Genomic DNA, 17,548 nt, shown 5'->3' with positions numbered 1-17,548 from the left:
GGCTTGGCAGCCCCGGTGCTGCCTGGAATATTCTGAAAGGGTGGAGATGGGCTGGTTCAGTTGGAAGAAAAAGGCGACCGTGCCGGAAATCAGCTTCGAGGAGCGGATCCGTTTGCAAAGCAAGCAGTCGAAGACGCTGTCATATGATTTGCAGGGACGGCAAGCTGACGCCGTTCGCCTGCAGCATCCGTATCTGTATCATGTGACGGACGTGCCAACCGTCGAGGCCATAGTGAAGCAGCAACAGCTGCAAGGCGCTTTTGCCTACGTGACGCTGTCGCAGGGACTGCAGGGGGCGCTTTCGCAGGCGGAAAGAACAGGCTGCGTGCTGGTTTTTCGCTTCCATGGACAGGCCATCGTCGGGCCGGCACCGCTGGTAAAAGCGAAGGAGGTGGCTTACCACCATGTTGGTTCCGAAGGCTATGTGGAAACCTTTATCGCGCATGGAACGGAAGCGCTGCTGGAACTCATCGCGATATCGTTTCGCGGCGAGGTGCCTATCTATGATGTGGCGTGGGTCCTGGACACGCCTGTTTTTGTTCGTATACAGCCATAGCGGCCATTCATCGGCGCAGTGTCAGCTGTGCCGCTCGTCCGGTATCTCCAGCCCCCGCTGCCGCACATATTCGAGAAACAGCCGCGCCCCCTTGGCCATGCGCGAGGTGCCGTAGACCGCATGGATGCTGGGATCGAGCTCCTTCGACGAGGTCAGCCGGTACGCCGTGCAGACCCGGCGCAGGGTGCCTGCTGCCACGGCGGGTTCGGCCAGCCAGCTGGCAAGGCGCACGATGCCTGCGCCTTCCAGGGCCGCTTGAAAAGTGGCGATGCCCGACGTGAAGCGGAAACGCGGCTGCACCTGGTAGCGCACGTTGCGTTCGCCGGAGACGAAATGCCAGTCGCGCAGGATGCGGGGGGCCGAGTGCATGATGATGTCGTGGCCGGCCAGCTCTTCCGGTTCCTCGGGCGCGCCCATGCGACCTATATAGTCGGGCGAGGCGTACATGTAGCGGCGGTAGTTCCACAGGGGGTAGCCGATCAGCTCGCTCGACTGGGGGAAGGCGCCGCGGATGGCGAAGTCGAGCTTTTCCTGGATGGGGTCGATCGATTTGTCCGAGAAATGGATGTCCACCGACACGTTCGGGTAGTCGCGTGAAAATTGCGCCACCACTTTCGGCAAGAAGCCCAAGGACAGGATTTCCGGCGCCGACAGGCGCACCCAGCCTTGCGGCGAATTGCTCAGCTCAGCCAGTTGGTCTTCCGCTTCGGCCTGCGTTTCCAGCAAGTGCTTGGCCGATGCGTAATACGTTTCGCCGGCCGTCGTCAGGGTGAACTGCTTTTGCGTGCGCAGGATCAGCTCGGCGCCGATGGCTTCTTCGAGGAACTGGATGGCGCGCGTGACGGCCGACGGCGAGCGCCCCAGCATGCGCGCCGCGTGGATGAAGCTGCGCTTTTCCACCACGGTGCAGAAGGCGCGGATCTCCCACATCAGTTTCATCGACATCGTGACTCCCGGCAAAAGAGGCCAGTAGACCGCATGGGGCGCATTCCGTCAAGCGTTACGCCTGATTGCGTTTTCCGCAATTTGAAGTTGCATCGGAAAAAATCCACGGCGCCTATACTGCCGCTGTCGATCATTCCATATTGCCTATCATGCTGACCATCTCGCTGCTGTGTTTATTTGCCTTCTTTGCCGGCCTCATCGACGCCGCCGTGGGCGGGGGCGGGCTGATACAGCTGCCGGCCCTGTTCAACCTGATGCCGAACATGGCCTCGACGTCCTTGCTGGGGACGAATAAACTGGCGTCCGCCTGCGGCACCACGTTTGCCGCCCGCTCATTTGTCGGCAAGGTACATATCCCCTGGCTGCTGGTACTGCCGGCCGTGGCCAGCGCCTTTGTCATGTCCTTCATCGGCGCGGCCGCCGTGTCCTACGTGCCGCAACAGGTGGTGCGCCCCATGGTGCTGGTGCTGATCATCATCATGGCCATCTACACCTTCATCAAGAAGGATTTCGGCACGACCCGCGAAGCGCGTCCCATCGGTCCGCGCGAACGCATCCTCGCCATCGTCATCGGCGGCGCCATCGGTTTTTATGACGGCCTGTTCGGGCCGGGCACGGGCAGCTTTTTGATTTTCCTGTTCATCCGCGTCTTCGGTTTCGATTTCATCCTTGCCTCGGCCTGCTCGAAACTGGTGAATATCGCCACCAACGTGGCCGCGCTGGCCTTCTTCATTCCCGCCGGCCACGTGGTGTATGCGGTGGCCGCGCCGATGGCCGTGTGCAACATCCTGGGCGCGCTGACGGGCACCTGGATCGCCGTGCGCCGTGGCGCCGCCTTTGTGCGCATCCTCTTCCTCGTGTTGCTGGTGCTGCTGATCGTCAAGTTGTCCTACGACATTTTCTTCAAGTAAGTTTTTGAACGACAACAAGCCATGAAAACCATCCAGGGCGTGCTGTGGGACAACGATGGCGTGCTGGTCGATACCGAACAGCTGTTTTACGAAAGCAACCGCGACTTGCTCTTGCCTTACGGTATAGACCTGACGCCGAAGCAATTCTTTGACTGGTTCCTGGACAATAACTACGGCGCCTGGCATGTGCTGCTGGGGCAGGGCCACGAGATCGAGCTGGTCGAGCGTCTGCGGGCCGAGCGCACGGTGCTGTTTGCCGAACGCTTGCGCCAGGCGCGCCGGCTGGCCATGCCCGGCATCGGGCAAGTACTGGCGGCGCTGCGTCCGCACGTGGCCATGGGCGTGGTCACCAGCGCCTACGAACAGCATTTCCGGATCAGCCATGCGGCCACGGGCTTGCTGCAGCACTTCGACTTCGTGCTGACGCGTGAAATGTATGGCGAAAGCAAGCCGGCGCCCGACGGCTACCAGCTGGGTTTGCAGCGCCTGGGCCTGGCTGCCGCCGACTGCGTGGCCGTGGAAGACTCGCCGCGCGGCTTGCGCGCCGCCAATGCGGCCGGGCTCGAGTGCATCATCGTGCGCAATCACATGAACCGCGAGCATGCATTTGATGGGGCTTTTTGCGTGGTGGATTCAAATGCAGAGCTGGGCGAAGTGCTGGCCTCGTTCGTGCCCGGCATGGCGCCAGTGCGCCCGCAATTAGAGGCCTTCCTCTGATCCGTCTTGCCGGCATGCCATTACAATTGCCTATCGCATTCACCGGCACCGCCCCACGATGACCCTCCCGCAACTGCACTTTGCCCACGCCAACAGCTATCCTGCCGGCACCTACCGCAAGCTGTTCGGCTTGCTGGGCCAGCATTACACCGTGCAGGCGCTTGACATGCATGCGCACGACCCCGCATACCCCGTCAGCACGGGCTGGCCCGAGCTGGTGCGCGAGTATATCGACGAGCTCGAGCGCCGCTACAGCGCGCCCGTGATCCTCGTCGGCCACTCGCTCGGTGGCATGCTCAGCGTGATGGTGGCCAAGCAGCGGCCCGACCTCGTGCGCTGCGTGGTCTTGCTCGATTCGCCCGTGGTGGCGGGCTGGCGCGCCTTGCTGGTGCGGCTGGCGCGCAACACGGCGCTGGGCGAGCGCTTCTCGCCATCGCGTTTTTCCGCCAGGCGGCGCAAGCTGTGGCCCGATGCGCAAGCCGCGTATGAACATTTTGCCGCCAAGGACATGTTCGCCATCTGGGCGCCGCAGGTCTTGCGCGACTACATCGACAGCGGCCTGGTGCCACATCCGGAAGGGGTGCAGCTGCGCTTTACGCGTGAAGTGGAAACGGACGTCTACCGCAGCTTGCCGCACCATATTGGCGGCCTCGTCAAGGACGGTTTTCCCGTCCCCATCGGCTTTATCGGCGGCACGGAATCGGTGGAATGCCGCCAGGCGGGCTTGAAGGCCACGCGCAAGCTGGTCGGCAAGTTTTTCCGCCAGGTGCCGGGCGGCCATCTGTTTCCCATGGAAAACCCCGAGCTGACGGCGCAAGTGGTGCGCGAAATGATCACGGCATTGCTGGCGAAACAATAGAATATCGCCGAGGATTTTCAGGCGATGGGGGCCAACAGCGGCGGATTTTCGCGTAAAATCCTGCCATCCGGGCCGCGCCTGCACCAGGCGTGCGGTCCCAGCCATTCCGATATTCTAGAAAGATACTGCTGCGATGACGATTAAAAGCGATAAATGGATACGCCGCATGGCGGAAACAACGGGCATGATCGAGCCGTTCGAACCAGGCCAGGTCAAGGAACGCGACGGCAACCGCATCGTGTCCTACGGCACGTCCAGCTATGGCTATGACATCCGCTGCGCCGACGAGTTCAAGTTGTTTACCAACATCAACACGACCATCGTCGATCCCAAGGATTTTGACGCGAACAACTTCGTCGACGTGTCGGGCAAGGGCTATTGCATCATCCCGCCGAACTCGTTCGCGCTGGCCCGTACCGTGGAATACTTCCGCATTCCCCGCAACGTGCTGACGATTTGCCTGGGCAAGAGCACCTATGCGCGCTGCGGCATCATCGTCAACGTCACCCCGTTCGAACCGGAATGGGAAGGTTATGTGACCCTGGAGTTTTCCAACACGACCCCGCTGCCGGCGAAAATCTACGCCAACGAAGGTGTGGCGCAAGTGCTGTTCTTCGAGTCCGATGAAGTGTGCGAAACGTCGTACAAGGACCGCGGCGGCAAATACCAGGGCCAGGTTGGCGTGACGTTGCCGAAGACCTGATTGCGGTGCAGGGCGGGGCGCCAGCCGGCTTAGCTGTCTTTACCTGCCTTTACACCCGCCGCCCTAGATCCGCGCTCCATGCCTGCCGTTAACCTTGGTATTGAAACACTGAGGAGACAGTATGGTAGCGGCAATCGGTTCAGGCGGCGCAGTCGGCGCGGCCAGTAGCGCCAGTACGGGCAGCGGTTCGCAGATCGCGGCGCTGCAAAAGCAGATCACGGCGGCGCAAAAGCAGTTGACGGAGTCGCAGAAGGGCGAGCAGACGGAAGCGTCGCAAAAGCTGCAGCAGCAGCTGGCGCAGCAAATCCAGGCCTTGCAGGCGCAGATTGCCCAATTGCAAGCAGCAGCCGCGCAGGCGCAACAAGACTCTCAGACGGCCAGCGGCGCCGAAACGGCGGCCAGCCCGGCCAGGTCAAGCGCGTCGACCCTGGGCAGCATCATCGATACGCAGGCCTAACAGCACATCCGCACGTCAAAACGCCAGGCTCGCCGACAGGTCAGCCTGGCGTTTTGACGGGCAGCAGCATTTCCACGCACAAGCCGCCACCGCTGCGCAAGCTGGCCCCGATGCGGCCGCCATGGGCGCTGATGACGTGCTGGGCGATGGCCAGGCCAAGGCCGTGGCCATCCGTGCTGTGCTGGGTATTGCTGGCGCGGAAGAACGGTTCAAAGATACGGGCCAGGTCGGCGCTGGCGACGCCGGGGCCCCGGTCCAGCACGGCGAGGCGCAGCCAGCCGGTCTGGCGCGACAGCTCCACGTTCACCGTGCCGCCATCGGGGCTGTGCTTGATGGCATTGCGCACCACGTTTTCCACGGCGCGGGCCAGCAGTTCCGGCTGGCCCGTGACGCAGGCATCGGCAGTAGCCGCGTCTCCGGCCAGCGCGATGCCCAGCTGGCGCGCCCTGGCTTCATAGCGGGCGTCATCCACGATGTCGTGCACGAGGTCGGCGATGCCGACGTCTTCGCTGTGCGCTTGCCCGGCTCCCGCCTCCAGGCGTGAGAGGGTCAGCAGCTCACCGATCAGTTTATCCATGCGTTCGCTTTCGCGTTCGATGCGCTGCATCGAGGCAGCCATCTTTTCCGGCTGCTGGTGCGCCAGGCCGATGGCGGCCTGCAGGCGCGCCAGGGGCGAGCGCAGCTCGTGCGAGACGTCATGCAGCAAGCGCGTCTGGCTATCCATGAGGTTGCGCAAGCGCCCCGTCATGCGGTCGAAATCGCGGCCCAGGTCCGTCAATTCATCGCCGCGCTTGCCACTGGCCTGAAAGCGCGGCGCCAGGTTGCCGTGCGAGGCGGCCTCGAATGCCTGCCGCAGGTCGCGAATGGGGCGCGCAAAATACCAGGCCAGCAAAAAGGCGAACAGCAGGCTGGCGGCGATGGCGGCGCCCAAGGGAATGAAGTTGCGGTAGGGCGTGTCCATGCGCGGCGGCGGGCCGCGGCCGAATTCGCCGCGTGGCGGCGGGGCGCCCGCTTCGTGGGGCCGTGGAGCGGGCCCCATGGCGCGCGGGCCGCTCATGGCGACGGCGTTCAGCGTGTCGCGCGCGGCCCCCGCCTCGGCATTGCGAAAGCGCTCGGACGAGGGCAGGAACAGCAGGTAGCGCTTGCCGTCGCTGCCGGCGGCGTCGCGCACGACGGGATGGGCCTGGCTTTGCTCCAGCATGGCGCGCGCCTTGGCCAGCATGGCGGGATGCACGGCGCGGCCCATCAATTCTTGTCCTTTGGCATCGACGGCGAACACGCGCATGCGCTCTAGCTTGCCCAGGAATTGCCGCAAGGCCTGGCTGCCGCCCGCTTCCAGGGTGGCGCTGGCGGCCTCGATGATCATTTGCGCGGGCGGACTGGTGTCGATGTCGAGGGCTCGTTCCTGCTGCGCGGCGCGGTTTTTCAGCCAGAAGGTGCCGCCGATGCCGATGGTGGCCGTCACTTGCGCCAGCATGATGCACAGAAAAAACTTCCAGAACAAACGGCCCACGCTTACTCCTTGATCAGCTGGTAGCCGAGGCGGTACACGGTCTGCAGGCAGGAGCGGCCGTCGGCCAGGCTGCCGAGCTTGCGGCGCAGGCTGCTCAAGTGCACGTCGATATTGCGGTCGAAGCGGGCCATGGGCCGTCCCAGGCCCAGTTCCGACAATTGATTCTTGCTCACGGGTTTGCCCGCATGGCGCACCAGCACTTCCAGCAAGTTGAATTCCGTGCTCGTCAGCTCCAGGTGCGCGCCGGCCCAGGAAACGCGGCGCTGTTCGGGCCACATCGTCAGTTGCCCCACGGTCAGGGGCGCCAGGCCCGACGCATCGTGCGGCGCCGCTTGCGCGCGGCGCAGGATGGCGCGGATGCGGGCCGTCAGCTCGCGCGGCGTGCATGGTTTTGTCACGTAATCGTCGGCGCCCAGCTCCAGGCCCACGATGCGGTCCGTATCGTCGCCGCGCGCCGTCAGCATCAAGATGGGCAGGTTGCTGCCGGCGCGGATGCGGCGCAGCGTTTCCAGGCCATTCATGCGCGGCATCATGACGTCGAGGATGGCGATCGCGTACAGGCCCGTCAGCGCTTCGGCCGCGCCGCTTTCGCCGTCATGCACGGCGCGGGCATCGAAACCTTCCTGCGTCAGGTATTCCTGGAACATGCCGACCAGTTCCACGTCGTCATCGATTAACAAAACCTTGCTCATGCCTGTGCTTTTTTCGGGTGAATATCGTCCGATGATAGCAGTCAACAGGCGCTGTTCAGCGCGGTTTTACCCGCTTTTACACACGTTCGCTTACATTTCCGGCCCTTCCTTTACGCGCTTTTACGCGGCCCTGACGTTGCTTTACACGCCAGACGACGACAATCAGGGCTGACCGCCACGAAAGGAAATCCCGATGAAATACCTGAGCATTGTTGTATCCCTGTTGCTGCTGTCCGCCTGCAGCATGCCCTTGCTGGCGCTGGCCCAGCCAGGGCCGCCGCCCGGCTTGCCGCCGTTTTTGCACGGCATCGAGCTGAACGAAGCGCAGCAGGACAAGGTTTTCGCCGCCACCTACGCCCAGGCGCCCGAGTTGCGGGAACAGGAAAAGATCGCCTTCAAGGCCCATGCGCAGCTGCGCGAGCTGGCCGGGTCCAGCGCCTATGACGATGCGAAAGCCGGCGCGCTGGCGAACACGGCGGCGCAAGCCATGGCGAAGATCAGTTTGCTGCAGGCGCGCCTCGAGCAGCAATTGCTGGCCGTGCTGACGCCGGAACAGCGCCAGCAGGCGCAGCAGCTGCACGACGGCCGCCAAGGCCCGCGCCACCTTGAGCGCCCCGAGTAGGCGGCCGGCGCGAGCACAGGGAGAGTCAGCATGCGCATCCAGGCGCTCTCGCGACGGGCCACGCAGGTTTTGTACCTGTGTGCCAGCCTCAGCCCCGCCTTGGCGGGTTTGCCCCACTTGATGGAATATATATGGAATTACATGATCACGGTCTGGCATCCGACCTCGAAATGATGCGCCGGCAGGCGGCTGAACGGCGGCAAGTGCTGCGCTGGCTGCTGGCTGGCGCCGCCACCTTGCCTTTGATCAGTTGCGGCGGCGCTTCGGACGCCAGCGATACGGCGGCAGGCAGCGGTGCCGGCACCGTTGCAATACCGACCACGGGCGCCTGCACGGTGATACCGGAGGAAACGGGCGGGCCGTACCCGGCCGATGGCACGAACACGCATGGCGGCAGCATCATCAACGTGCTGAAGCAGTCGGGCGTCGTGCGCAGCGATATCCGCGCCAGTTTCAATGGCGCTGCGGGTGTGGCGGCGGGCGTGCCGCTCACCATCCAGTTGCAGTTGCTCAACGCCAGCGGCAGCTGCGCCAGTCTGGCCGGCTACGCCGTGTATGTATGGCATTGCGATCGCGATGGCCTGTATTCGCTGTATTCGAGCGGCGTGACGGCGCAAAATTACCTGCGCGGCGTGCAGGTAACGGACAGCGCCGGCAGCCTCAGCTTCACGACCATCTTTCCCGGCTGTTACGCGGGACGCATGCCGCACGTGCATGTCGAGGTCTATCCCAGCGTGGCCATGGCGGCCTCTGCCTCGAACCGCATCAAGGCCTCGCAATTCACGTTTCCGCTGGCAACGCTGAACGAGGCCTACGCGGCCAGCGGTTACACGGCCAGCGTGCGCAACCTGGCGCAGATCAGCTATGCGACCGATAATGTCTTCAGCGACGGCGCCAGCCTGCAGATGGCCACGGTGGCGGGCAATGCCACGCAGGGTTACGTCGCCACGCTGGTGATCGCCGTGAACGGTTAAGTTGTCGTCATGAAACCCAGGTCGCGCCGGCTGAAGTTGCCGATGTTCGGGAACACCTCGGCCAGCTGGCTGTCGGCCACGCCGAACCACTTGGCCAGGGTGGCGCCGTACTGGTCGACGGACGTGGTCGGCAGCAGGGCGCCGGAACCCACGTCCAGCGCATGGCCGATGCCCGTGACGGGGAAGGCGCCGTAGATGTCGCGGCCCTTCACGGCGCCGCCCACGACAAAGTGGTGGGCGCCCCAGCCGTGATCCGTGCCATCGCCGTTGCTGCTGAAGGTGCGGCCGAAGTCCGACGCTGTAAACGTCGTCACATGGCGCCGCAGATCCACGCCCTGCAGGGCCGCCAGGGCCGTGTCGAAGTACGCGAGCGCATGGGCCAGCCGGGCCATCAGGTCGCCATGCAGCACTTTTTGCCGGTCATGCGTGTCGAAGCTGCCCAAGGTCACATAAAACACTTGCCGTTTCGCCCCCAGGGCGCCGCGGCCGCCGATGATGCGCGCCACCGTCTGCAATTGCACGGCCAGCTGGTTTACGCCGGACGCGCCCGTGTTCGGATTGATGTAGGGCGGTGGATTGGGCACGCCGCCCGCGCCGGCCGCCAGCATGGCGCCGCTGAGGATGCTTTGGCTGGAAATGGCGCGCTCGATCGTGGCCACATGTTCCTGCTCCATCAGGTCGCTGCCGGCCGTCGTGATGATTTGGCGCAAGGCCGCCGGTCCCTGCGCCGTGCCGAACAGGCTGCCGCTGAGATTGATATTGCGGATCGGCACCGCACCGGCCTGGCCCACCTGGAACTGGCGCACCTGGCGCCCGCTCAGGAACAGCGCGTTCGATGCAGCGGACACGGCCGTGAACATGGCGTTGCCGTTGCCTGCGCCAAGCAGGTCGCCCAGGCGCCCGCCCCAGCCGATGCTGGCGCCTTCCGGCAAGCCCGATTGCCATGTCGATTGCTGGTCGTTATGCGAAAACAGCTTGGGCGGCAGGGCCACGCTGCCCGCCTTGTATTGCGCCAGGGTGACGGGCTGGATCAGGGTGCCCACATTGGCGACGACGGCGGCGCGGCCGTCATCGAACAGGCTTTTCAGCGGACCGAGGGCGGGATGCAGGGCAAAGCTGCGTCCCGTTTGCGCGGTGGCCGGCACGATGGGCAACACGCCGCCGGCTGCACCGACGGCGGGCAAGTGGATCGAATCATTGCTGCCCGTGTTGCGCAGGCGCTGGTATTCATTCCAGGACGATGTATCGGTTGCCAGCACCGTGTTGAAGGCGTCGTTGCCGCCGGCCATGAACAGGCACACGAGCGCCTTGTAGTCATCGGCCGACTGGGCTGCAGCCTGGCCCATGGCTGCCAGGTTGAGGGCGAACGGCGCGGCCGTGCTGCCAGCCAGGCTCAGCATGGAGCCAAGGAAGCGGCGGCGGGAAAAAGGGGGGAGATGGGACATGCGGCTTCCTTATTTCTGGACCAGGTATTCAGGCGAGGCCATCGACAGGAAGATGGCCAGGCGTACGCGGTAGGTTCTTGCGAGGTTGACTTGTGCGGCATTGCTGCCGGTGGCGGCCGGAATCGGCACGCTATTGACGGTGGACAGGATGGTGCCGCGCAGCTTGGTCGACATGCTGCCGGCCAATAGCAGCAGGTCGACGCGGTCGAGCAGGGCTGCCGGCTGGTCGGCCAGGGCCAGCTCGGCCGCATAATCCGCCTTCACCGAGGCGTTTTCTCCTACCCCGCCGCTGATGGCATCCTGGATGAAGTTCAGATAGCCGGTGACGGACGGTTCCGCCGTAATCTGCATTTCCGGCGCCACCAGGCTGGCGGCGGCCAGCGACGAATTGGGCGGCACATAGCTGGGACGGAAATAATTGAAGACGGATGGCGCATTCATGGGATTCTGGCCCAGGCCCGTGAGCGGATCGCTCAGGTAGTAGACGCGGTATTGCGAGGCTGCATCCTTGGCGTTAAAGGCGCGCATCCAGTTACCCAGGCGTACCAGCGGTTCGCGCAATTTCCCCGTGCGCAAGGTCGTGCCGGCCGGGGCCAGCGCCTCCGGATCTAGCAGCACGGCGCGCAGCACCGCCTGCATGTCGCCGCGCACGCCAGCGCCATTGTTGGCAAACGCGGCTGCTACCCGGCCCACATAGGCGGGGCTGGGATTGCTGGTGACGAGCCGCTGGATCAGCTGGCGGCCGAAGAAGGGCCCTGTGTTCGGGTGGTTGAACAGGGTGTCAAGGGCTTGCGCCAAGTCGGCTTCGCCGGTGGTGGCGCCTGAAATACTGACGCCCAAGAAACGTTTTTCACCGGTGGAATGGAAGGCGGTGTAATTCTGCATCGGCTTCCAGTCCCGGTCCGGATCGGCCACGCTGCCAAAGAAACGGTTCGCAGCCTGGTCAGGCCCGGCCCAGCTCCAGCCCGTAAACACTTTCGCCAGGCCGCTCACGTCATCACGCGAGTAGGTGTCGATGGGCTTGCCGCCGGACAATTTCACGCTGCCGTCAGCGTTCAGCTGATACAGGCCGATGGTAAATAACTGCATGACTTCGCGGGCGAAATTCTCATCCGGGGTACGCGTCGCCGATTCCTTCTGATTGCGCAGGTGCGACAGATACAGCCCCATCATCGGATGCGTGGCGACGCCTTGCAGCAAGGTGCGGAAGTTACCGAAAGCATGTTGCCCCAGCATGTCGTAATAGCTGGCGACACCGCGCACGTGTGGCCACACGGCCTCGTTTTGCGTGGAAATGACGAAAATTTCCGACAAGGCAAACGCCGTGCGTTGCCGCAACTGATCGTCGCCGCCTGCGGCCTGCTGCCAGAACGACTCGTAAAAATCCTGCGGCAAGGCTTTGCTGGCCGTCGTGCCCGCCGGTGGAAATTTCGCATCGAGATATTTTCGATGCAAGGTTTGTGGCCTGGAAAACTGGTACTTGAACCAGGCGTTGCTGTCGCTGGTGGCAAGTGCATCGATGGCCGCCATATTCGGACCGAACGTGGCCCGGCCCAGGAAGCGCGACGCCTGCTGGCGCGTAAAAGTCATCGTCTTCGCGTCCGGTGGCGTGGTCAGTGGGGGCGGCGGGGCGGTTTCCCCGGGAACTGCCGGCTCGCCCGGCGTCACATCCGCGGGCGGTACCGCCGCGGTATTGGGTTTCTGTATCGCAGCGGTCGGGCTGTCCCCGCCACCGCCACCGCCACAGGCGGTGAGCAAACTCAGGAGTGTTACAGCCAGCAAGCGGCGCAAAGTAGGGTGGTTCATTTAGTTTCTTTGTGGCAATCAAAATCTGACCTCGTAATTGTATTGCCTGCCTACTGAAAGTGCGTGCTCAAAAGAACATTTACGTCTTGTCCATTTTTCGAGTTGGTGGATTTTTGAGCGAGGTTGAGTGCTTGTTGGCGTATTTTTGAGGAACTTTATTTTTTACAAATGGAAAAATATTTTTACGTGAACGCCTACTTGTGGTCGATAGACGACGTAATCAATTTCATCGAATTAAGCTTGTTTGAAAGCTCATGGACAGAGCGAAAACAGCTTCGCCGGAAACCATGGTTTTTACGCCATCGGCGAAACGCCGTTCGCCGTTACCCGCCGCTTTTCCCTTGTCCTTGCTGGCACGGCCCTTGCAATAACAGGGCATGGGCCGCGTGCCTTTCCTTGTTGCCGGAGCCTGCCATGACCAGCCGTCTGCTCGCCTATCGTCCCGAAATGGAATTGCCTGAAGCGCCGGGCATGCTGCCTTTGCAGCAGGAAGATGAACTGGCACTGGCGGCGCAGTTGCTGGAATTGCAGGCGCCGGCGCAGTTCGACGCTTTCCTGGCGCGCCAGCTGGGCGCCACGACGGCGGGCCAGCAAGTACGCGGCACGCCGCTGGAAGGGCCGCTGCGTCAGCTGCTGGGCAAGGTGGTGGCGCCCCTGCTGCCCCTGCATGGCGGTTCGCCGCAGGCGCTCAAGCGGCGCGCCGCCGGCATCTTCGGCATGGAACTGGAAGGATTGAGCCCGGAAGACAAGGAATTCGAACTGGCGCGCCAGGTCGTGCACCTGATCGATGCCGTCAATACGGCGCTGGCGCAGGACTGCGGTACGGACGCGCGCGCACCCAGGGCGCGGGTGGAGACGGCCCTGCTGCAAGTGGCACGCAGCGTGGCGCCAGGCTTGCTCAGGCAGGCGGCGCAAACGCCGGGGCCGGACGGTGGCCGCTGGCGCCGCGAGGGCGGGCACATCGTCGTGCTCGATTGTTAGCCGGACGGCCAGTCCGTCCGGCGCTGTAGTGTCAACTGAGTGTCAACCGAGGTGTTAACTTACAGGAGCTCATCATGCATGACTTAGATCGTACGACCCTGGAATACGGGCAGGAGATGTCCGGCTTTGAAGCGGAGCAGTTCGAGTTTGGCCAGGGCGAGTGGAGCGGCGAGGGCGGCGCGAACGCCATGTTTTCCGAGACCGAGGAAATGGAACTGGCGAATGAACTGCTGTCGGTCAGCAATGAAGCCGAGCTGGAACAGTTTCTCGGCAATTTCCTGCGCAAGGCCGCCTCGGTGGCGGGCGGCATCATCAAGTCGCCCGTGGGACAAGCGGTCGGCGGCGTGCTCAAGGGCGTAGCGAAAAAAGCCATCCCCCTGGCCGGCGGCGCGATCGGCGGCTATTTTGGCGGCCCGCTGGGCGCCAAGATCGGCAGCGGCCTGGCCTCGGCCGCCGGCAACGCGCTGGGGCTGGAAGCGGAAACGTCATCGAATGAGGACCGCGAATTCGAGGGCGCCAAACAGTTCGTGCGCCTGGCCGCCGACACCGTCAACCGGGCCGCGCAGGCACGCGGTGCGGGCGACCCGCGCGCCATCGCCCAGGCGGCCGCCAGCGCGGCGGCGCGCCAGTTCGCGCCCGGCTTGCTGGGACGCCCCGGCAGCCAGGTGGCCACGCAGGGAGGCAGCGGCGCCGGCGCGGGCGGCAGCATGACGCAGGGGGGCGGACGCGGCCAGGGCCAAGGCCAGGGCGGCATGCGCCAGTCCAGCGGACGCTGGGCGCGCCAGGGCCACAAAATCGTCTTGTACGGCGTCTGACATCATGGCCATCGGCGCTTACGCTGCCTGGATGCTGGCGCAGGAAGCACGCTCGTTGCTGACGCGGCTGGCGCGGCTGGAACCGTTCGCGCTGATCGAGCCGACGGTGCTGGCGGCCGCCCTGATGCCCAGCGCCCAGTCGGCCATCGAAAGCCAGCTGGTGCAGGGCCGGCGCGCCTTGCGGCGCATGGTGGCCCAGTTCCAGTGGTGGCTGCGGCGCGAGTACGCCGACGGCGCCAGCATGGCCACGGCCGCCGAGGCACAGCGCCGCTTCACTTTCCTGCGCCTGAAATTCAATGCCGCGCTGACCCAGTTCGACCTGTTCAACGAAGTCATCACGCAGCGCAGCGAGCACAAGACGGGTGTGTGGCTGGCCGGCCTCGACATCGTTGCCGCCGACGCGCTGGCGCTGCCCGGCAATGTGTACCAGGCGCCGCCCGTGATCTGCTACCTGGACCGGGGCCCGGGCGCGGCCATCCGCCGCGCACGCACGCGCCTGCCGGGCGGCGGTGACAATCCCGTCGCCATCATCCGCCTGCCGCGCGAACGCATGATCGGCAGCAGCATCGCCTCGTCGCTCGTGCACGAGGTGGGCCACCAGGGCGCGGCGCTGCTGGACCTGGTGGCGTCCTTGCGACCCGTACTGCAAGCCATGCAGCACGGCGGCAGCGGTGCCGTGCACGTGTGGCAGCTGTGGGAACGGTGGATTTCCGAGATCGTGGCCGATTTCTGGTCGCTGGCGCGGGTCGGCGTGGCCGCCACCCTGGGCCTGATCGGCGTGGTCAGCCTGCCGCGCGTGTTTGTCTTCCGCCTCAATATCGACGATCCGCACCCGGTGCCATGGTTGCGGGTACGCCTGAGCTGCGCCATGGGGCGGGCCCTGTATCCGCATCCGCAGTGGGACCGCCTGGAGCAGCTGTGGCTGTCGTACTACCCGCTGGCTGGCCTGCCGCCGGCCCGGCAGCGGCTGCTGGAGCAGTTGCAGGCCAGCATGGCGGCCCTCGTGGGCTTGCTGGTGCAGCACCGGCCGCCTGCCTTGCGCGGCGGCTCGCTGGCCGAAGCCATGGCCGTGCGCACACGCCAGCCGGCCATGCTGGCGCAGCTGTTTCGCAGCTGGACCCTGGCGCCGGCGCAGATGTACCAGGCCGCGCCGACCCTGGTCTTCGCCGTACTGGGCCAGGCGCGCGCCAGCGGCACCCTGAGCCCGGAAGACGAAAGCGAGCTGCTGGGGCGTTTGCTGACCCACTGGGCCCTGCGCAGCACCCTGGACACGTCGGAGCTGTGCGCCGATGTCGTGCGGCATGGCCGCCAGTCCGGCAGGCTGCTGCCGCCCCTGGCATCCCGTTTGATTATCCATTGAGGAGAATGACATGAGCAGCAAGACGAGCAGCAATATGGGTGGCAAGAACAGAGGGGCGGGCCAGGCGGGTCCGAAACACCACGGCGGCAGCATTGCCGTCACCGTGCACGAGCAGGACAGCGGGGCCATGGTCGTCAATGCCGCCATCAGCCTGTACCGGGGAGCCGAGGCTGACTGCCATCTGTTCAATGCCGCCACCTGGGTGCCCGACCCCGCCATGCTGGTGGGCGTGCGCTGGACGGATGGGCGTGGCGGCACCGTGTTTACCGACCTGGCGACGGGCAGCTACGTGGGGGTGTATGGCAATTTCCCCGCCACAGCGCCCCAGTGCGTGACGGTGCAGGCCGGCTGCAGCGCCGTGCTGTGCTTCACGCCCCAGCTCAACCCGCAGGTGACGCTGGCGTTTGAAACGGCCGACTGCCATCCCAGCGACTGCCATTTCGGCAGGGTGGGCGACCGCGCCGTGGCCACGATCGCGTTTGACGGCGACCAAAGCGCCGACGGGCGCGATCAGGTGCAAGTGCTGGCCGCCGCGCCATGGGTACCGATGCGCGGCGCGGACAACGCGTTTACCACACAAGTGCGGCGCGCCGGCATGCACCGTTTCATGGGGCAGATGATGCTGTCGCAGCGGTCCGAATTGCGCAGCGCCTTGCCCGTGCCGGAAGGCATGAGCCCGAACGCCATGCTGGCGCTGGATGCGGAATACGAGACGGAAGAGCGCCAGCCGCAACCCATCTCGGGCAATGTGGGCGTGTCGCTGACGCGCACGGAAACGGAGCCGACGGAAGACTTGCCGCTGTGGACTCTGATACGCAACAGCACCGAGGCGATGTCGTTTACCAATTACCTGCATTTCATGGACAGCCTGTTTTGCGGCGACCTGGCCAGCGTGCGCGGCTTCGAGCAGGAACGCTTCGTCAAAAAGACGGAGATGTTCCAGCAGCTCAAGCAGCGCCGCGCGCTGCCGTTTTCCGATGCCGATTCCTACCGCGTGCTGAAAGTGGCGACGGAAGCGTTCGTGATGGTCAATTGCGGCGTGCTGAACCAGCCGCTGGCCTTCAATCCGGCCGAGGACAACGCCTACCTGGACCGGCGCGACATCCCCCAGGGACGCGACCTGGAAACCGTGCTGCGCAATGACTACCTGGAAAATATCGACGGCTTCCAGACCTTGCCCTATTTGGCCGTGATCCGCCGCAAGCTGCCCGACATTCCCATCAGCATCCCGCGCGGCCAGGAAGGCGAAGTGGACCTGTGCTTTGGCATCATCCAGGAAAAGCTGGCCAATCCTTGCCTGCTGGAACTGATCTGGTCGTACTGGCATGAAGAGGGCATGCTCGTGCAAACCATGAACGCCATCGCGCAACGCTTCCAGAACCTGCGCGCGCCGGGCAACCATCTCGACCCCCTGTCGAACACGGAAATCGACATGCTGCGTCCGCTGAATAATTTGCTGTGGGGATACACGCAGGATGAACAGCATCGGCTGACCGTGATGCGCCGGAACTATGAGTATGACCATCACTACGGTGTGCGCCTGGACGGCAAGGCAGTGCAGCACTTCCGGCCAGCCGATAGCCGCTCCAAATTCCTGGAAGCGTTCCACCACTTGCTGCGCCTGCTGACTTCGTTCTACAAGCAGGATGACGACACCACCGTGAAGGCGGACGCCTTCCCCGTGCTCAATGCCTTGAAAGAAATCCACCTGATCCTGTCGCAGGGCGCGCACAACCAGTTCGGCGACTTGCCGTCGACGGCACGTATCGAGATGCTGATGCAGCAATGGATGCTGGCGCGTCCCGAATTCCGTGAATTTTTACCGACGCGCGTGATGGTCGCGTATCCGGAACCGTGGATGGACAGGGTTGACGCCATGAAGAAACTGCAGGGCTGGACGGATACGAGCGTGATGCATTTCCGTAACCTGGCCATTTTTGGCGAGCAATTGCTTCTGTCTGTGCGCTACGGCAACTGGAGCGACATCTATGAGCCGACCCAGGCGTTCAACTGGGCGCGTTTCTGGCGCCCGCAAGTGCAGGGCTATATCCACGGCTACCGCGCCGCCACCGGGGTCGACCTGTCCGTCGACAGCAGCGATCCGGTGGTCGAAGCGACGATGCCCTCGGTGTTGCTGCGCCAGCGCCTGAGCCAGCAGCTGCGCAGCGTCTAGGGCGGGAGCGGGGCGCGTG

17 protein-coding genes are annotated in these 17,548 nt (G+C 64.3%); 12 read left to right on the top strand and 5 right to left on the bottom strand.

All coding sequences use genetic code 11. The features are described from left to right. Window positions 1-46 precede the first annotated feature (46 nt). On the top strand, window positions 47-556 hold the full coding sequence (locus MRBLMS1_RS02510) for a hypothetical protein (protein ID WP_485877611.1): 510 nt from the start codon (window positions 47-49) through the stop codon (window positions 554-556). Window positions 557-577: 21 nt separating this feature from the next. On the opposite strand, the gene MRBLMS1_RS02505 is transcribed toward MRBLMS1_RS02510, so the two are convergent. Beyond that, a complete protein-coding gene (locus tag MRBLMS1_RS02505) occupies window positions 578-1,501 on the bottom strand; it encodes a LysR family transcriptional regulator (protein ID WP_485877609.1) in 924 nt (307 codons plus the stop codon). 149 nt (window positions 1,502-1,650) lie between these two features. Between MRBLMS1_RS02505 and MRBLMS1_RS02500 the strand changes: the two genes are divergently transcribed. The 5 genes from MRBLMS1_RS02500 (at window position 1,651) to MRBLMS1_RS02480 (ending at window position 5,148) form a co-directional block, all read left to right on the top strand. After that, window positions 1,651-2,412: a sulfite exporter TauE/SafE family protein gene (locus MRBLMS1_RS02500; RefSeq protein WP_034756294.1), complete on the top strand. Its 762-nt coding sequence runs from the start codon at window positions 1,651-1,653 to the stop codon at window positions 2,410-2,412. Window positions 2,413-2,433: 21 nt separating this feature from the next. After that, on the top strand, window positions 2,434-3,129 hold the full coding sequence (locus tag MRBLMS1_RS02495) for an HAD family hydrolase (RefSeq protein WP_485877607.1): 696 nt from the start codon (window positions 2,434-2,436) through the stop codon (window positions 3,127-3,129). A 58-nt stretch (window positions 3,130-3,187) separates the two neighbouring features. Continuing rightward, complete coding sequence (locus tag MRBLMS1_RS02490) at window positions 3,188-3,988, top strand: alpha/beta fold hydrolase (RefSeq protein WP_456130692.1); 801 nt, start codon at window positions 3,188-3,190, stop codon at window positions 3,986-3,988. A 133-nt stretch (window positions 3,989-4,121) separates the two neighbouring features. Next, entirely contained in the window at window positions 4,122-4,691 is a 570-nt protein-coding gene (gene dcd / locus MRBLMS1_RS02485; protein ID WP_034755486.1) for a dCTP deaminase, read from the top strand. 121 nt (window positions 4,692-4,812) lie between these two features. Continuing rightward, a complete protein-coding gene (locus tag MRBLMS1_RS02480; protein WP_485877605.1) occupies window positions 4,813-5,148 on the top strand; it encodes a FlxA-like family protein in 336 nt (111 codons plus the stop codon). A 40-nt stretch (window positions 5,149-5,188) separates the two neighbouring features. Here MRBLMS1_RS02480 and MRBLMS1_RS02475 read toward each other — a convergent pair whose 3' ends face one another. Next, the gene (locus MRBLMS1_RS02475) at window positions 5,189-6,661 is read right to left on the bottom strand and encodes a sensor histidine kinase (protein ID WP_485877603.1); all 1,473 of its coding nucleotides are present in this window, start codon (window positions 6,659-6,661) and stop codon (window positions 5,189-5,191) included. A gap of 2 nt (window positions 6,662-6,663) precedes the next feature. Further along, window positions 6,664-7,353 carry a response regulator transcription factor gene (locus MRBLMS1_RS02470; RefSeq protein ID WP_034755491.1) on the bottom strand — a complete coding sequence of 230 codons (690 nt, stop codon included), beginning with the start codon at window positions 7,351-7,353 and terminating at the stop codon, window positions 6,664-6,666. A gap of 193 nt (window positions 7,354-7,546) precedes the next feature. Here MRBLMS1_RS02470 and MRBLMS1_RS02465 point away from each other — a divergent pair, with 193 nt between their 5' ends. Both MRBLMS1_RS02465 and MRBLMS1_RS02460 read left to right on the top strand, forming a co-directional pair. Beyond that, on the top strand, window positions 7,547-7,975 hold the full coding sequence (locus MRBLMS1_RS02465) for a Spy/CpxP family protein refolding chaperone (protein ID WP_485877600.1): 429 nt from the start codon (window positions 7,547-7,549) through the stop codon (window positions 7,973-7,975). A 131-nt stretch (window positions 7,976-8,106) separates the two neighbouring features. Next, entirely contained in the window at window positions 8,107-8,949 is an 843-nt protein-coding gene (locus MRBLMS1_RS02460; RefSeq protein WP_485877599.1) for a dioxygenase family protein, read from the top strand. Here MRBLMS1_RS02460 and MRBLMS1_RS02455 read toward each other — a convergent pair. After that, on the bottom strand, window positions 8,946-10,394 hold the full coding sequence (locus tag MRBLMS1_RS02455; RefSeq protein WP_485877597.1) for a DUF1501 domain-containing protein: 1,449 nt from the start codon (window positions 10,392-10,394) through the stop codon (window positions 8,946-8,948). The genes MRBLMS1_RS02460 and MRBLMS1_RS02455 overlap by 4 nt on opposite strands. A 9-nt stretch (window positions 10,395-10,403) precedes the next feature. Then, window positions 10,404-11,984, bottom strand: a complete 1,581-nt coding sequence (locus tag MRBLMS1_RS02450) for a DUF1800 domain-containing protein (RefSeq protein ID WP_485877595.1) — start codon at window positions 11,982-11,984, stop codon at window positions 10,404-10,406. A 630-nt stretch (window positions 11,985-12,614) separates the two neighbouring features. On the opposite strand from MRBLMS1_RS02450, the gene MRBLMS1_RS02445 reads away from it, so the two are divergent. From MRBLMS1_RS02445 to MRBLMS1_RS02430, 4 genes are all read left to right on the top strand, one after another. Then, window positions 12,615-13,181 carry a hypothetical protein gene (locus MRBLMS1_RS02445; RefSeq protein ID WP_485877593.1) on the top strand — a complete coding sequence of 189 codons (567 nt, stop codon included), beginning with the start codon at window positions 12,615-12,617 and terminating at the stop codon, window positions 13,179-13,181. A 74-nt stretch (window positions 13,182-13,255) separates the two neighbouring features. Further along, window positions 13,256-13,996 carry a hypothetical protein gene (locus tag MRBLMS1_RS02440; RefSeq protein ID WP_485877591.1) on the top strand — a complete coding sequence of 247 codons (741 nt, stop codon included), beginning with the start codon at window positions 13,256-13,258 and terminating at the stop codon, window positions 13,994-13,996. Between the two features lie 4 nt (window positions 13,997-14,000). Further along, window positions 14,001-15,356 carry a hypothetical protein gene (locus MRBLMS1_RS02435; RefSeq protein WP_485877589.1) on the top strand — a complete coding sequence of 452 codons (1,356 nt, stop codon included), beginning with the start codon at window positions 14,001-14,003 and terminating at the stop codon, window positions 15,354-15,356. Window positions 15,357-15,366: 10 nt separating this feature from the next. Then, entirely contained in the window at window positions 15,367-17,529 is a 2,163-nt protein-coding gene (locus MRBLMS1_RS02430; protein ID WP_485877587.1) for a hypothetical protein, read from the top strand. Window positions 17,530-17,548: the final 19 nt, after the last annotated feature.

The sequence above is a fragment of the Massilia sp. LMS1-1-1.1 genome, assembly GCF_040815535.1.
Classification (GTDB): domain Bacteria; phylum Pseudomonadota; class Gammaproteobacteria; order Burkholderiales; family Burkholderiaceae_D; genus Janthinobacterium; species Janthinobacterium aestuarii.
This window is presented reverse-complemented; position numbering and strand designations above follow the sequence as displayed.

What these genes read in the sequence shown, in the direction of transcription:
- MRBLMS1_RS02465 (WP_485877600.1), top strand. Translation starts at nt 7,547, where the DNA reads ATGAAATACCTGAGCATTGTTGTATCCCTGTTGCTGCTGTCCGCCTGC.
- MRBLMS1_RS02505 (WP_485877609.1), bottom strand. Translation starts at nt 1,501, where the DNA reads ATGTCGATGAAACTGATGTGGGAGATCCGCGCCTTCTGCACCGTGGTG.
- MRBLMS1_RS02430 (WP_485877587.1), top strand. Translation starts at nt 15,367, where the DNA reads ATGAGCAGCAAGACGAGCAGCAATATGGGTGGCAAGAACAGAGGGGCG.
- dcd (WP_034755486.1), top strand. Translation starts at nt 4,122, where the DNA reads ATGACGATTAAAAGCGATAAATGGATACGCCGCATGGCGGAAACAACG.
- MRBLMS1_RS02495 (WP_485877607.1), top strand. Translation starts at nt 2,434, where the DNA reads ATGAAAACCATCCAGGGCGTGCTGTGGGACAACGATGGCGTGCTGGTC.
- MRBLMS1_RS02470 (WP_034755491.1), bottom strand. Translation starts at nt 7,353, where the DNA reads ATGAGCAAGGTTTTGTTAATCGATGACGACGTGGAACTGGTCGGCATG.
- MRBLMS1_RS02480 (WP_485877605.1), top strand. Translation starts at nt 4,813, where the DNA reads ATGGTAGCGGCAATCGGTTCAGGCGGCGCAGTCGGCGCGGCCAGTAGC.
- MRBLMS1_RS02510 (WP_485877611.1), top strand. Translation starts at nt 47, where the DNA reads ATGGGCTGGTTCAGTTGGAAGAAAAAGGCGACCGTGCCGGAAATCAGC.
- MRBLMS1_RS02460 (WP_485877599.1), top strand. Translation starts at nt 8,107, where the DNA reads ATGGAATTACATGATCACGGTCTGGCATCCGACCTCGAAATGATGCGC.
- MRBLMS1_RS02455 (WP_485877597.1), bottom strand. Translation starts at nt 10,394, where the DNA reads ATGTCCCATCTCCCCCCTTTTTCCCGCCGCCGCTTCCTTGGCTCCATG.
- MRBLMS1_RS02490 (WP_456130692.1), top strand. Translation starts at nt 3,188, where the DNA reads ATGACCCTCCCGCAACTGCACTTTGCCCACGCCAACAGCTATCCTGCC.
- MRBLMS1_RS02445 (WP_485877593.1), top strand. Translation starts at nt 12,615, where the DNA reads ATGACCAGCCGTCTGCTCGCCTATCGTCCCGAAATGGAATTGCCTGAA.
- MRBLMS1_RS02435 (WP_485877589.1), top strand. Translation starts at nt 14,001, where the DNA reads ATGGCCATCGGCGCTTACGCTGCCTGGATGCTGGCGCAGGAAGCACGC.
- MRBLMS1_RS02500 (WP_034756294.1), top strand. Translation starts at nt 1,651, where the DNA reads ATGCTGACCATCTCGCTGCTGTGTTTATTTGCCTTCTTTGCCGGCCTC.
- MRBLMS1_RS02450 (WP_485877595.1), bottom strand. Translation starts at nt 11,984, where the DNA reads ATGACTTTTACGCGCCAGCAGGCGTCGCGCTTCCTGGGCCGGGCCACG.
- MRBLMS1_RS02440 (WP_485877591.1), top strand. Translation starts at nt 13,256, where the DNA reads ATGCATGACTTAGATCGTACGACCCTGGAATACGGGCAGGAGATGTCC.